Source organism: Burkholderia sp. BCC0398, assembly GCF_902833245.1.
GTDB lineage: Bacteria > Pseudomonadota > Gammaproteobacteria > Burkholderiales > Burkholderiaceae > Burkholderia > Burkholderia sola.
This window is the reverse complement of the sequence record NZ_CADFEM010000008.1, coordinates 199,827-214,556: the sequence shown is the minus strand read 5'-3', so window position 1 is coordinate 214,556 and position 14,730 is coordinate 199,827. Positions and strand designations below refer to the sequence as shown.

Annotated in this window: 12 protein-coding genes; 6 read left to right on the top strand and 6 right to left on the bottom strand. The window is 67.4% G+C overall.

Going from position 1 to position 14,730, the window contains the following annotated elements:
• Positions 1 to 8: 8 nt before the first annotated feature.
• From HWX76_RS19260 to HWX76_RS19240, 5 genes are all read right to left on the bottom strand, one after another.
• The gene (locus HWX76_RS19260; RefSeq protein ID WP_176016186.1) at positions 9 to 1,433 is read right to left on the bottom strand and encodes a PLP-dependent aminotransferase family protein; all 1,425 of its coding nucleotides are present in this window, start codon (positions 1,431 to 1,433) and stop codon (positions 9 to 11) included.
• 361 nt (positions 1,434 to 1,794) lie between these two features.
• Entirely contained in the window at positions 1,795 to 2,043 is a 249-nt protein-coding gene (locus HWX76_RS19255) for a hypothetical protein (protein ID WP_050014018.1), read from the bottom strand.
• Between the two features lie 35 nt (positions 2,044 to 2,078).
• On the bottom strand, positions 2,079 to 2,534 hold the full coding sequence (locus tag HWX76_RS19250; RefSeq protein WP_089490320.1) for a DUF1269 domain-containing protein: 456 nt from the start codon (positions 2,532 to 2,534) through the stop codon (positions 2,079 to 2,081).
• An 87-nt stretch (positions 2,535 to 2,621) separates the two neighbouring features.
• Positions 2,622 to 3,074 carry a phosphate-starvation-inducible PsiE family protein gene (locus tag HWX76_RS19245; protein WP_050014020.1) on the bottom strand — a complete coding sequence of 151 codons (453 nt, stop codon included), beginning with the start codon at positions 3,072 to 3,074 and terminating at the stop codon, positions 2,622 to 2,624.
• Complete coding sequence (locus HWX76_RS19240; RefSeq protein WP_176016248.1) at positions 3,071 to 3,448, bottom strand: LysR family transcriptional regulator; 378 nt, start codon at positions 3,446 to 3,448, stop codon at positions 3,071 to 3,073. Before HWX76_RS19240 ends, HWX76_RS19245 begins: the two co-directional genes overlap by 4 nt.
• Positions 3,449 to 3,884: 436 nt before the next feature.
• On the opposite strand from HWX76_RS19240, the gene HWX76_RS19235 reads away from it, so the two are divergent.
• From HWX76_RS19235 to HWX76_RS19215, 5 genes are all read left to right on the top strand, one after another.
• Positions 3,885 to 4,964, top strand: coding sequence for a Dyp-type peroxidase (locus tag HWX76_RS19235; protein WP_050014021.1), 1,080 nt, complete (start codon positions 3,885 to 3,887; stop codon positions 4,962 to 4,964).
• Positions 4,957 to 5,772, top strand: a complete 816-nt coding sequence (locus HWX76_RS19230; RefSeq protein WP_050014022.1) for a family 1 encapsulin nanocompartment shell protein — start codon at positions 4,957 to 4,959, stop codon at positions 5,770 to 5,772. The genes HWX76_RS19235 and HWX76_RS19230 overlap by 8 nt, the downstream gene beginning before the upstream one ends.
• A 102-nt stretch (positions 5,773 to 5,874) precedes the next feature.
• The gene (locus tag HWX76_RS19225; protein ID WP_050014023.1) at positions 5,875 to 6,144 is read left to right on the top strand and encodes a hypothetical protein; all 270 of its coding nucleotides are present in this window, start codon (positions 5,875 to 5,877) and stop codon (positions 6,142 to 6,144) included.
• Between the two features lie 516 nt (positions 6,145 to 6,660).
• Positions 6,661 to 9,504 (top strand): AAA family ATPase, encoded by a 2,844-nt coding sequence (locus tag HWX76_RS19220; protein ID WP_176016185.1) that lies wholly within the window; start codon positions 6,661 to 6,663, stop codon positions 9,502 to 9,504.
• 122 nt (positions 9,505 to 9,626) lie between these two features.
• On the top strand, positions 9,627 to 11,906 hold the full coding sequence (locus HWX76_RS19215; RefSeq protein ID WP_176016184.1) for an FdhF/YdeP family oxidoreductase: 2,280 nt from the start codon (positions 9,627 to 9,629) through the stop codon (positions 11,904 to 11,906).
• Positions 11,907 to 11,966: 60 nt separating this feature from the next.
• On the opposite strand, the gene HWX76_RS19210 is transcribed toward HWX76_RS19215, so the two are convergent.
• Positions 11,967 to 13,388, bottom strand: a complete 1,422-nt coding sequence (locus HWX76_RS19210) for a cytosine permease (RefSeq protein WP_050014026.1) — start codon at positions 13,386 to 13,388, stop codon at positions 11,967 to 11,969.
• Between the two features lie 393 nt (positions 13,389 to 13,781).
• Between HWX76_RS19210 and HWX76_RS19205 the strand changes: the two genes are divergently transcribed.
• Positions 13,782 to 14,705: a LysR substrate-binding domain-containing protein gene (locus HWX76_RS19205; protein WP_124557616.1), complete on the top strand. Its 924-nt coding sequence runs from the start codon at positions 13,782 to 13,784 to the stop codon at positions 14,703 to 14,705.
• Positions 14,706 to 14,730 lie beyond the last annotated feature (25 nt).

Genomic DNA, 14,730 nt, shown 5'->3' with positions numbered 1-14,730 from the left:
CGGCGCGCTCAGCCGACGCAGGCGGCAGCGAGCTTGCCGACGGCGACGACCGCCTGCTCGATCTCCGGCGACCACGGGCTGCTGTAGTTCAGGCGGATGAAGTTTCGATAGGTGTCCGCGATCGAAAACATGTAGCCCGGCCCGATCGTGATCCCCTGCTCCAGCGCAAGCTGGTACAACCGCATCGCATCGACCTGCGCCGGCAACTCGACCCACAGCACATACCCGCCCGCCGGGCTCGACATGCGCGTGCCTTCCGGAAAGAACCGCGACACCATCGCGCGCATCAGGTTCGCCTGCTGCGCATACGCCTTGCGAATTCGCCGCAGGTGATGCTCGTAGCCGTCGCGCTCGAGAAACTCCGCGATCGCCAGTTGCGGCAACGACGGCGTCGCGAGCGTATTCAGGAACTTCAGCTTCTCGACCTGATCGCGATAACGGCCCGGCAGCGCCCAGCCGATCCGGTACGCGGCCGTCAGGCTCTTCGAGAACGACGAGCAATGCAGCACGATCCCGGTCCGGTCGTAGGATTTCAATGAACTCGGATGCGTATCGCCGAAATACAGTTCGTTGTATACGCCGTTCTCGATGATCGGCATGCCGGCCTTCGTTGCGAACTCAACCAGTTCGCGCTTGCGCTCGTCCGGCATCTGGAAACCCAGCGGATTCTGGAAGTTCGGCATCACCATGCACGCGGCGATCGGCTGCGACTTCGCGATCGCGGCCAGCGCCGCGATGTCGATTCCGTATTCCGGATGCGTGGCCACCTCGATCGCCTTCATCCCCATCCGCTCGATCGCGTGCAGCATCGCGTAGAACGTCGGCGATTCCACCGCGATCGTGTCGCCTGGTTTCGCGACCGCCTGCAGGCACAGGTTGATCGCTTCCGTCGCGCCGACCGTCACGATGATCTCGTTCGGGTCCACCGACATCCCGTTCTCCAGGTAGCGGCGCGCGATCTGCCGGATCAGCCGCGGATGGCCGGGCGGCAGCCCGTCGGTCACGCCCCACAGCGACTTGTCGCGGCCGGCCGCATACGCGTAGCGGTTCAGTTTCTCGAACGGGAACAGGCTCGGGTCCGGATACGGCGAGCCGAGCGGCACCGCGTCGTCCGTGCCGATCGAGCGCAGCGTCGACAGCACGAGCCGGCTCACGTCGACCGACGACGAGATCGCGATCGGCTTCGACGGCCGCAGTTCGCGCACCGGCGCGTGCCCGTCGTCGCGCCGCAGGTTCACGAAATAGCCGGACTGCGGCCGGCTTTCGAGCAGCCCGCGGCTTTCCAGCAGCAGATACGCATGCAGCACCGTCGTGATGCTGATCCGGTGCTGCTGGCTCGCCTGCCGCACCGACGGCACACGGTCGCCGTGTCGATATACGCCTTGCCGAATGAGTCGCTCTACGTCGTTCGCAAACTTCTCGTAGAGCTTCATCCGCCTCGCCCCGGCCGCGATGAACCGGCTTGCGCCGCATGGGCGGCACGGCCGCGCCGACGCATGAAGCCGGATAGCCGTCGCCGGGCGCGGGTATCCCGGCTGGAACCTCGTCCGTTATCGAAATTGAAGGCGGATAGCAATGCGAATCTCATCAAGACAAGGTTCGGCATCCTACTGCGTCATTTCGGCGAATGTAAGTGACAGTTTGGCGAGGAAACGTCAAATCAGGCCGGCGTGGTGAACAGATGCGCATGCGACGTCGCGACCGCCGTTCGCCGCGCGCACGTCATGATGTCCCGAGGATGGCGGAGCGGCCGGCGGTGTTGCGAAGCCCGGCCATGCGGGGGCCCGCTCGCCCTCACGCGTCGTCGACGTTGTCCGCGTAGTGGTCGATCGCGACCTTGCACTCGTCGAACACCACAGTCAGCAGCGCGACGTCGTTCGACTCGAGCCACTTGCGGATCTGCAGGAACTGGCTCGTGCCGAGATCGGCGAGGCGGCCCGGATCGTCGGTCGTCACGTCGACGCTCGCGATCGCGCGGTTGCCGGGCAGCGGCGACAGCGTCGCCGCGATGTCGAAGCGGCGGTACGATCGATCGATACGCATGCGGTTCTCCCGACTCGGTTCGAAAAGGGGCGGGCTCAGTCGAGCGTCTGGCGAAACACCTTGCCGCCGAATCCCGTGACGACGTTGTCGACCGAGAACGGCGTGTCCTCCTTCGCTTCGAGAATGACCGCGACGCTGCCGGGCACGAGCCGCGCCGCGACCGTCTCGACGAACGTGCCGTCGAGCAGCGCGTTGCCGGCCGCTTGCGCGAGAATGCCGGCGCCCGCGCCGGCCGCCATGCCGGTCACCACGCCGAGCGGTCCGGCCAGCAGGCCGAGCAAGCCGCCCGCGATCGCGCCGATCACGCCGCCCCTGAACGGCCGCGATTCGGCGTCGAGCACCGCGAGCTTGCCGTTCGCGTCCTTCTCGACGACGACGCCATTCTCGATATGGAATCCTTCGTTCTTCTCCGACAGCGCATCGAAATCGTTCGCGGCCCGGCGGGCCGTGTCGACGCTGCCGAATACGGCGACGATCAATTGCCTGGTCATGCGACACCTCGCGTGTTGGGATGAGAATGAGGCCGCCGCACGTCGCACGGCGCGCCGGGGTTCGCTTCGAATGCCGCCCGGGCCGCGTTACTTGCGCACATGCACGTCGTCCTCGACATCGTCGACGTCCGCCGGAAAGCGATGCTGGCCGAAGCTCAGGATCAGCACGCCGACCGCGAGCAGCACGATCCCGAAAGTCGTCATCAGCATCCGCTCGGGGCTGTCGGTCGCGCCGCGCAGGATCAGGTCGCGCGCGAGCGACGTCATCGCGATGAACAGCGGAAACCGCACCGGCAGCCGGCCGAGCCGCAGGTAGCGCAGGTCCATCGCGAGCACTTCCAGATACAGGAACATCAGCAGCAGGTCCGTCAGCGACACTTCGCCCGCGAGCACGACCTTCCACGCCTCCTGCGTCATCGCGAACGCGGTCGCCAGCCCGATCACGACCAGCCCGGCCAGCTCGGCCGCGTGAAGGAAATGGCCGAAGCGGCGACGAATGCGCTCGGCGGTCGTATCGGCGGATGCAGTGGAAATATTCAACGCGTTGTCCGGTGCAGTGTCGTCGGTGCCGCGATCGATGCGCCATCGCTGCGGCGGGGGGTGTCGGGAAACGGAAAGCCTGCGACGGGCGGACGGGAGACCGTTGCGCACGCACCGGTTCCGATCGCGCCGGTCGCCTGCGCGACCGCGGACAGCGTGCGCCGGCAACACGCATGAAACGCGACGCCGGCCTCGGTGCATATGACGTCGTCGCCCGAGCGGTCCAGCAGCAAGCGGCAACCGAGATAGCGTTCGAGGCCATCGAGCCGCGCGCTCACCTGCGCGACGTCGAGCTTCAGGTCGGACGCCTCGCCGGACAGCCCGCCGTGCTCGACGATTGCACCGAAAATACGCATCGCTTCCAAAAGGTTCATCATGATGGTCGTCGTCGGGCGGAGCGGAACCGTGGCGGGACCGTAGCGGGACCTAATCTACTGCACGCGACACGCACGCTCAAGAGCACAGCGCCGCGCGCGCCAGGAGTACAGCTGCGCGGGCGCCGCACAAAACCGGGCCCTGTTTGATCCATTCGAATGACAGATCATCGATACGTGTTCCAAAGACCCGTCGAAGCTGCTAGATTGCAGGCTCGACGCCGTTACGCGGTGCGGACAGCTCACGCGCCGGGCGAACGCGCGGCCGCCACGTCCGCCTCCCCTTCGCGCCGGGGGCCGGCCGCCGCCGCTGCGGCCCGTTGCGCGATGCCCGCGCAACGTCCTTCATCCGCACGTCACAAAGAGAACCGTCGCATGACACAGTTCAACCGTTCGCGTTCGCGCGCCGCGGCTGCCGCGGCCCGTCCGTCCCGACATGACTGACCGGCAGGCCGCGATGCAGACTACCCCTCCCCCGCTCTCCCAGGCCGTCCACAGCCCGATCACGCGCAGCGCGATCTTTCTCGTGGCGACGATCAATCCCGGCGCCGATCACGCCGACACGATCCGTTCATGGTGCGGCGACATCGCCGCGCTCGTGCGCTCGGTCGGCAAGCGCGTGCCGGGCGGCAACCTCACGTGCGTCTGCGGCTTCGGCTCCGACGCATGGGATGCGCTGTTCGGCGAGCCGCGCCCCGCGTCGCTGCATCCGTTCCGCGAATTCGGCGCCGGCCAGCGCGTCGCAGTGGCGACGCCCGGCGACATCCTGCTGCACATCCGCGCGGAAGCGATGGACCTGTGCTTCGAATTGGCGACGCAATTGCTCAATGCGCTCGGCGACGCGGTCACGGTCGTCGACGAGGTGCACGGCTTCCGCAATTTCGACCAGCGCGCGATGATCGGCTTCGTCGACGGCACCGAGAATCCGGAAGGCCGCGAAGCGGTCGACTTCACGGTGATCGGCGACGAAGACGCGGAATTCGCGGGCGGCAGCTACGTGCTCGTGCAGAAGTACCTGCACGACATGGCCGGCTGGAACGCGCTCGCGGTCGAGACGCAGGAGCGCATCATCGGCCGCACCAAGCTGTCCGACATCGAGCTCGCGCCGGACGTGAAGCCGTCGTGCTCGCACAGCTCGCTGACCACGCTCGACGAGGGCGGCCAGGAAGTGAAGATCCTGCGCGACAACATGCCGTTCGGGCGTCCGGGCGCCGGCGAATTCGGCACCTATTTCATCGGCTATGCGCGCTCGCCGGCGCCGATCGAGCAGATGCTCGAGAACATGTTCGTCGGCCGCCCGCCCGGCAACTACGACCGCCTGCTCGACTACAGCCGCGCGGTCACCGGCTCGCTGTTCTTCGTGCCGTCGGCCGACCTGCTCGAAACGCTCGCCGACCGCCCCGCGCCGGCCGCCGAAGCCGCCCAACCGGAATCCACGCCGTCCGCGCCTGCCGCACCGCGGCGCGACGGCTCGCTGAACATCGGCTCGCTGAAAGGAACCCCGACCTATGAATAACCTGCATCGCGAACTCGCCCCGATCTCGTCGTCCGCCTGGGAACAAATCGAGGAGGAAGTGGCGCGCACCTTCAAACGATCGGTGGCCGGCCGCCGCGTCGTCGACGTCGAGGGCCCCGCAGGCCCCGAGCTGTCGGCCGTCGGCACCGGGCACCTGCTCGACGTGGCCGCGCCGCGCGAACTCGTGAACGCGCGGCTGCGCGAAGTACGCACGATCGTCGAGCTGACGGTGCCGTTCGAGCTGAGCCGCGACGCGATCGACAGCGTCGAGCGCGGCGCGCGCGACGCCGACTGGCAGCCGGCGAAGGAAGCCGCGCAACGGCTCGCGTTCGCCGAAGACAGCGCGATCTTCGACGGCTACCGCGCGGCCGGCATCATCGGCATCCGCGAAGGCACGTCGAACCGCCGGCTCACGCTGCCGGCGGACGTCGGCGCGTACCCGGACGCGATCAGCGACGCGCTGGAAGCGCTGCGCCTCGCCGGCGTCGACGGTCCGTACTCGGTCGTGCTCGGGTCGGACGCGTACACCGCGCTCAGCGAAGCGCGCGACCAGGGCTATCCGGTCCTCGGTCATATCAAACGCATCGTCAGCGGCGAGATCATCTGGGCGCCGGCGATCAGCGGCGGCTGCGTGCTGTCCACGCGCGGCGGCGATTACGAGCTGCACCTCGGGGAAGACCTGTCGATCGGCTACACGAGCCACACCGACAAGGGCGTCCGCCTGTACCTGCGCGAAACGTTCACGTTCCTGATGTTGACGAGCGAGGCATCGGTGGCCGTGGCGCCGCAGGGTAACGCGGCCGCCTGAGCGCGGTTGCCGACGCGCGATGTCCGCCCGGGCGTCGCGCGCCGGCCGCGCCGCCGGCCACGGGTTCGTCGCCGCTCCAGCTCATCTTGCATGGAGGATTTCATGAGCGAATCGAATGATGCATTACAGGCGCTGCAGGCGTCCGTCGCGACCCTGAAGCAGACGGTCGACGCGAATGCCAGCCGCCAGGCCGGCGACACCGCCGTGCTGTTTACCGTCGTGTCGCTGATGCTGGCCGAGCTGCCGCCCGACACGCGCAACCTGATCGAGGATTCGTTCTCCGTCTGGGCCAATGGTCTGCAGAATGCGGCACTGTCGGCCGACGTCAAGCAGATCGCGCGGCAACGGCTCGCGATGACACTCTCCGACTGATCGTGGTGCACCGCGGTTGCGCGATGGCCGGCGCGTGCGGTGTCACCCGCCTTCGCCTTCCCCGGCCGCACCGCGCGTCTCGGCTGCGGTGCACGCATGGCCGGACGCCACCGGTTCGCGCTCGCGCGTCGCGTCCCGTCTGGCCCCCGTTCGGCCGCTGCCGGCGCACTGCGCGCCGATGTCGCACCGCGCGTCGTTCGGGCGCCGCCCTTTCCCGCGCCTTCCACCGCAAGCCGTACGCGCCGCACACGCCCGCGCCGCCGCCCGCTTGCGCGTCTGTACTCCTTGCCGCCCCGGCCCACGTCCATGTGAGGGTGCAATTCACGGCCGGTCCGGCATGGAACTGTGTCTTGGACGGGCCGCGTCGATTCGTTATTTTGAACGCAGTCGAAGCGATGCCGTGGGCTCCTTGCGGCACTCGCGCTTCCCGCCCCGACCGCGATCGGGACGCGCGAGCGCCGCACCGCATCGGGCGTCACGCTTCGACCCACCTTCACCGACAGGAGCCAGACCACCATGCCCGCACTTTGCGATATCTGCCACGCGCGGCCGGCCGTTGCACGCGCCACCGTGATGCAGGACGGCGAGCGCAAGACGATCTCGATCTGCGATTACCACTTCCGCCAGCTGATGCGGCATCAGAGCATGCTGAATCCGTTCGATTCGCTGCTCGGCGGTGGCGGACCGTCGTCGCTGTTCGGCGGGCTCGGCGACGAATCGCCGCTCGCCGCCGAGATTCCGCGCGAATCGGTCGATCCGACCGACGCGTTCAGCGAACAGACGCTCGAACTGCTGCAGCGCGCGGCCGAGAAGGCGCACGAGCTGCGCCGCAGCGAGCTCGATTCCGAACACCTGCTGTACGCGCTCGCGGACACCGACGTATGTGCCGCGCTGCTGAAGGAACTGAAGCTGTCGCCGGAGGACATCAAGACGTACATCGACGCGCACGCGCACACCGGCACGGCCGCTCCCGACGCGCCGCTCGACAAGCTGTCGATCTCGCCGCGCGTGAAGAAGGCCGTGCAGTACGCGTTTCAGGCGTCGCGCGATCTCGGCCACTCGTACATCGGCCCCGAGCACTTGTTGATCGGGCTCGCATCGGTGCCTGACAGCGTCGCCGGCACGCTGCTGAAGAAATACGGCGTGACGCCCGAGGCGCTGCGCCAGAAGGTCGTGAAGGTGGTCGGCAAGGGCGCCGAGGACGGCCGCGTCGATGCGCCGACCGGCACGCCGAACCTCGACAAGTTCGGCCGCGACCTCACCGCGATCGCGCGCCAGGGCAAGCTCGATCCGGTGCTGGGCCGCGCGCAGGAAATCGAGAGCACGATCGAGGTGCTCGCGCGCCGCAAGAAGAACAATCCGGTGCTGATCGGCGAGCCGGGCGTCGGCAAGACCGCGATCGTCGAGGGGCTCGCGCAGCGGATCGTCAACGGCGACGTGCCCGAAGTGCTGCGCGACAAGCGGCTCGTCGAGGTCAACATCAACTCGATGGTGGCCGGCGCGAAGTATCGCGGCGAATTCGAGGAACGCGCAAAACAGCTGATCGACGAAGTGACCGCGAAGCAGGACGAACTGATCCTGTTCATCGACGAGCTGCACACGATCGTCGGCGCGGGCCAGGGCGGCGGCGAAGGCGGCCTCGACATCGCGAACGTGCTGAAGCCCGCGCTCGCGCGCGGCGAGCTGAGCCTGATCGGCGCGACGACGCTCAACGAATACCAGAAGTACATCGAGAAGGACGCCGCGCTCGAACGCCGCTTCCAGCCCGTGTTCGTGCCGGAGCCGAGCGTCGAGCAGACGATCGTGATCCTGCGCGGGCTGCGCGACAGTCTCGAGGCGCACCACCAGGTGACGTTCGCCGACGACGCGTTCGTCGCGGCCGCCGAGTTCGCCGACCGCTATATCACGTCGCGCTTCCTGCCTGACAAGGCGATCGACCTGATCGACCAGGCCGCCGCGCGCGTGCGGATCGGCGCGACGTCGCGCCCGGTCGACATTCAGGAAGGCGAAGCGCAGATCGCGCAACTGAAGCGCGAGCAGGACTACGCGACGTCGCGCAAGCGCTTCGACGAAGCGAAGCAGTTCGAAGAGCAGATCAGCGCGAAGCAGAAGGCCGTCGACGAGATGATGGAGGCGTGGCAGCGCAAGACCGGTTCGGAGACGCTCGAGGTGACCGTTGAATCGGTGGCCGAGGTCGTGTCGCGGCTGACCGGCATCCCCGTGTCCGAACTCACGCAGGAAGAGCGCCAGAAGCTGCTGAAGATGGAGGAGCAGTTGCGCGAGCGCGTGGTCGGCCAGGCCGATGCGGTGGTCGCCGTCAGCGATGCGGTACGGCTGTCGCGCGCGGGGCTCGGCCAGACGCACCGGCCGATCGCGACGTTCCTGTTCCTCGGGCCGACGGGCGTCGGCAAGACCGAGCTCGCGAAGGCGCTGGCCGAGACCGTATTCGGCGACGAGCAGGCGATCATCCGCATCGACATGTCGGAATACATGGAACGCCACGCGGTCGCGCGTCTGATCGGCGCGCCGCCCGGCTACGTCGGCTACGACGAAGGCGGCCAGCTCACCGAGCGCGTGCGGCGTCGCCCGTACAGCGTGATCCTGCTCGACGAGATCGAGAAGGCGCATCCGGACGTCTACAACGTGCTGCTGCAGGTGTTCGACGACGGGCGTCTCACCGACGGCAAGGGTCGCGTGGTCGATTTCAGCAACACGATCATCATCGCGACCAGCAACCTCGGCGCGGCGATCATCATGGACAACCTCACGCAGCCGGAAGCCGCGCGCAAGACCGACAAGGCGATCCGCGAGGAACTGATGCAGGTGCTGAAGGGGCATTTCCGGCCCGAGTTCCTGAACCGGATCGACGAGGTGATCGTCTTCCACGCGCTGTCGAAGGACAACATCCGCGCGATCGTGCAGATCCAGCTCGATCGCGTGGTGCGTACCGCCGCCGCGCAGGACATCACGCTCGTGATGGGCGATTCGCTCGTCGCACACCTGACCGAAGCCGGCTACCAGCCTGAATTCGGCGCGCGCGAGCTGAAGCGCCAGATCCGGCAGACCATCGAGACGCGGCTCGCGAAGGAAATCCTCGCCGATCGGCTGAAGTCCGGCGACAAGTGCGAGGTCGACTACGACAAGGACAGCGACGAAGTGAAGTTCAACAAGCTCGCCGCGCCTGAAGCGAAGGAGGCGAAGGACACAAAGCAGGACGCCGGCGGCAAGGCCAAACCGACCGGCAAGGCCGCCAACGCAGCAGCGGACGCGAAGGCGGACGACACGCGTGCCGACGCCCCGCCGCCCGCCGCGAAGCCGTCGGGCAAGAAGTCGTCCGGCGCGAAGAAGGACGCGCACTAAAACAACGCATGCCCCACCACCCGGGGCACGCATGACCGGCTCCGTCCGCGGACGGAGCCGCCCCACGCCGCGACACGGCGCAACCGAGCCACCCGCATCGGGCCCGGCTATTGGAGATTCACATGACAAATCGACGCGAAGTGCCAGGCATCAGGAAATACGACGGGCCCGCCGGCGGTTGGGGCGCGCTTCGCGCGACAGCCGATGCGGTGCGCACGCAAATGGAAACCATCGAGGCGCCGATCGTGCTGATGCGGACCAACCAGCCCGACGGCTTCGACTGCCCCGGCTGCGCGTGGCCGGACAAGGAGCACAAGTCGACGTTCCAGTTCTGCGAGAACGGCGCAAAGGCCGTTACGTGGGAAGCGACGACCAAGCGCGTGACGCCGGAGTTCTTCGCGGCGAACACCGTGTCGTCACTGCTGCGCATGTCGGACTACGAACTGGAGAACATGGGCCGGCTCACGCATCCGCTCGTCTACGACCGCGCGACCGACACGTTCCGCGCGATCGAATGGGACGACGCGTTCGCGCGCATCGGCGAAGTGCTGCGCGCGCTGCCGCCCGAGCAGGTCGAGTTCTACACGTCGGGCCGCGCGTCGAACGAAGCCGCGTACCTGTACCAGCTGTTCGCGCGCGAGCTCGGCACCAACAACTTCCCCGACTGCTCGAACATGTGCCACGAGCCGACCAGCGTCGGCCTGCCGCAGTCGATCGGCATCGGCAAGGGCACCGTGTCGCTCGAGGATTTCGACCACTGCGAGCTGATCATCTCGATCGGCCACAACCCCGGCACGAACCATCCGCGGATGATGGGCACGCTGCACGAGTGCGCGCGCCGCAACGTGCCGATCATCGTGTTCAACCCGCTGCGCGAACGCGCGCTCGAACGCTTCGCCGATCCGCAGGACATGATCGAGATGGCGTCGTTCGGCTCGACGCGGATCGCGTCGACGTACTACCAGGTCGACGCGGGCGGCGACGCGGCCGCGCTGAAAGGCATCATGAAGGCGCTGCTGAAGCTCGAGGCCGAGCGCGGCGACGTGCTCGACCGCGATTTCATCGCGCAGCACACCGACGGCTTCGACGCGTTCTCGGCCGATCTCGAAGCCACGTCGTGGGACGACATCGAACGCGCGAGCGGCCTCGCCCAGGCGCAGCTCGAAGAGGTCGCGCTCGCGTACGCGAAGTCGAACGCGACGATCGTCACGTACGGGATGGGCGTCACGCAGCACAACAAGGGCACGGCTACCGTGCGCCTGATCGCCGACCTGCTGCTGATGCGCGGCAACATCGGCAAGCCCGGCGCCGGTGTGTGCCCGCTGCGCGGCCATTCGAACGTGCAGGGCAACCGCACGGTCGGCATCACCGAGAAGCCGTCGGCCGAATTCCTGAAGAAGATCGAGGACGTGTGCGGCTTCACGCCGCCCGCGAAACACGGGCACGATGCGGTGCAAGCGATGCAAGCGATGATCGACGGCACCGCGAAGGCGCTGCTGTGCCTCGGCGGCAACTTCGCGGTCGCGCTGCCCGATCCGGAGCTGTCGTTCCCGGCGATGGCGAAGCTCGACCTGAGCGTGCATCTCGGCACGAAGCTGAACCGTTCGCACCTGCTGGTCGGCAAGGAAACCTTCATCCTGCCGGTGCTCGGCCGCACCGAGCTCGACATGCAGGCCACCGGCCGGCAATCGATCACCGTCGAGGATTCGATGTCGATGGTCCATGCGTCGGCCGGCAAGCTGAAGCCGGCGTCGGACCAGTTGCGCTCGGAGCCCGCGATCGTCGCCGGCATCGCGCATGCGACGCTGCCGAACAGCAAGGTCGCGTGGCTCGACCTGATCGCCGACTACGACCGCATCCGCGACCTGATCGACAAGACGGTAGCCGGCTTCGACGCGTTCAACGAGCGGATCCGCACGCCGGGCGGCTTCCGCCTGCCGCTGCCGCCCACCGAGCGCGTGTGGCCGACGCCGACCGGCAAGGCGATGTTCTCGGTCTACAAGGGCGTGAAGGAGGACGCGGACGCGCTCGGCGCCGAGCAGGTGCTGCGGCTGATCACGCTGCGCAGCCATGATCAGTACAACACGACGATCTACGGGCTCGACGACCGCTATCGCGGCGTGTTCGGCCGGCGCGACGTGCTGTTCATGAACGCGGCCGATCTCGACAAGTACGGGCTCGAACACGGCGACCTCGTCGACATCGAGACGGTCACGGCGTCGGGCCGCACACTGCGCCTCGAGAAGATCACCGCGATCGAGTACGACATCGCGCCGGGCTCGGTCGGCGCGTACTACCCGGAAGCGAACGTGCTCGTGCCGCTCGACTACATCGACAAGGAAAGCGGCACGCCGTCGTACAAGTCGGTGCCGGTGCGCGTCGCGCGCTCGGCTGTGGCCTGATCCGCGGGCGGGCAAGGGTCGCGGCACACGCCGCGCCCGTGCCCGCCTGCCGCCCTGCGCTTACCGCACCGCCGTCGGCGGCAGGTGCGCGCCGCCCTGCCGGCGCCGATACGCGCTGTCGCGCGTCGCGAGCCAGTAGTACAGCGGCGACGTCAGCAGCAGGCCGACGAGCCACGACAGATCCGCGCCGCCCAGATGCGCGGGAATCGGGCCCGCATACATCGGCGTGTTCATGAACGGAATCTGCACCACGATGCCGATCGCATACGCGAGCAGCGCCTGCGGATTGAAGCGGCCGTAGATTCCGCCGTCCGCCATGAAGATCGACTGGATGTCGTACTTGCCCTTGTGGATCACGTAGAAGTCGATCAGGTTGATCGCCGTCCACGGCACCAGCACGACCAGCAGCGCGAGCACCAGGTCGACGAGGTTGCCGACGAAGTTCTTCGATGCGCCGATCGCCGCGTAGCAGCACGCAACGAAGATCACGACCGACACGATCGCGCGCGCCTTCGCGGTCGGAATCCACTTGTACGCGAACGTCTGCACCGACGTGATCACCGCGAGCACCGCGCCGTACAGGTTCAGCGCGTTGTGGCTGATCACGCTCAGCAGGAACAGCACGAGCATCAGCGGGCCGAGCGGGCCCGTCGCCTGCTTGACCGCGTCCATCGTGTCCGCGCCGGCCGGCACCGCGAGCACGGCCACCGCGCCGAAGATGAACGCGAGCGTCGAGCCGATCGTGCAGCCGAGGTAGGTCGCCCAGAACGTGGACGCGACGCCGACGTCCTCCGGCAGATAGCGCGAATAGTCCGACACGTATGGCGCGAACGCGATCTGCCACAGCGCCGACAGCGATACCGTCGCAAGCCAGCCCGCGAAGTCGAAGCCGCCGCGCGTCAGGAAATCGGTGGTGTTCACGTGCGAGAGGATCATCCAGAAGCCGACGGCGATGCCGATGCCGAGCACCCACGTGCCGATCCGGTTCAGGATGTGGATGAACCGGTAGCCGACGATCCCGATCAGCCCGGAGCCCACCGCGCCGATCACGATGCCGACGGGCACCGGCACCGACGACGCGATGCCGTGCACCGACTTGCCGGCGAGCACGATGTTCGACGCGAAGAAGCCGACGTACATCACGGCCGCGATCACCGTGACGAGCAGCGCACCCCACGAGCCGAACTGCGCGCGGCTCTGGATCATCTGCGGGATGCCCATCTGCGGGCCCTGCGCCGAATGCAGCGCCATCAGCACGCCGCCGACCGCCTGGCCGACGACGATCGCGACGATCCCCCACATCAGGTTCAGGTGGAACATCTGCACGCCGAGCGCGCCGGTCACGATCGGCAGCGGCGCGATGTTGCCGCCGAACCAGAGCGTGAACAAGTCGCGCACCTTGCCGTGGCGTTCGGCGGGCGGCACATAGCCGATCGTGTGCTTCTCTATCATCGGGGACGCATTGCGTTCCGCGTTCGTCATGGTGAAGTCTCCAGTCCTGCGCGGCAATGCGCGCGTGCCGTTCACGCCGGCGCGCGTCGGGGTGCGCGCCGGCCATCGGTCCGGATGCACGGGCGACGCCGCACCGCGTGCATGCGCGGCGGCGCCGAACGAAGCGGCGCGTGCGCGGCAAGCAGGGACGGATGACATGTCCCGCCGGCGCGCACGCGGCCCCGTCGCGATCCAGGTTGGAGACGATGGTGCGCCACGTGCATCGCGACCGGAAAATACTAAAAATATTTCCGCGACATACGAAAAAGCTCTGCAGCGGAAATTTCGGCGCCGATCGACTTCAGGTAAGGTGCCAGGGTCTGTTTCCCCATGGAACGCGCACGCGCCCGCGGCGGCACGCCGGGGCGGGCATCAGAGGTGCTTGTGGCTCACTACACATTGCGGCAACTGAAGTACTTCATCACGACGGTCGAATCCGGCAGCGTCGCCGAGGCATCGCGTCAGCTCTTCATCGCGCAGCCGTCGATTTCCAGCGCGATCAAGGGGCTCGAAGAGAGCTTCGGCGTGAAGCTGTTCATTCGCCATCACGCGCAGGGCGTGTCGCTGACGCCGAGCGGCACGCGCTTCTACCGGAAAGCGCAGGAACTGCTGCGCATCGCGCACGAGTTCGAACAGAACGCGCTCGCCGACAACGACGTGATCGCCGGGCAGATCGACATCGGCTGCTTCGAGACGGTCGCGCCGCTCTATCTGCCGCAACTGATCGCGGGCTTCCGCGAGCGCTACCCGGGCGTGAACATCCGGCTGCGCGACGGCGACCAGCAGGAACTCGTACAGGGGCTGACGTCCGGCACGTTCGATCTCGCGCTGATGTACGACCACGATCTCGACGGCACGATCGAAACCGAGCCGCTGATGCCGCCGCAGCAGCCGTACGTGCTGCTGCCCGAAAACCACCGGTTCGCGAGCCAGACGCACGTGTCGCTGCGCGACCTGTGCGTCGAGCCGATGATCCTGCTCGACGTGCAGCCGAGCCGCACGTATTTCGTCAGTCTGTTTCACGAACTCGGGCTGACGCCGAACATCGTGTTCGGCTCGCCGTCGATCGAGATGGTGCGCGGGATGGTCGGCCAGGGCTTCGGGTTCTCGCTGCTCGTCACGCGCCCGCATTCCGACTATACGTACGACGGCCAGCGTGTCGTGACGATATCCCTCAGCGAAACGGTCAGCCCGTCCGGGCTCGTGAGCGCGCGGCTGAAGCGCGGGCAGCTCACGAAACAGGCGCAGTCGTTCGTCGATTTCTGCCGCGAGCGGCTTGCGCAGATCGTCGCGGAAGCGGCGCGATGAGATCGCGATAGAGAACAAAAAAACG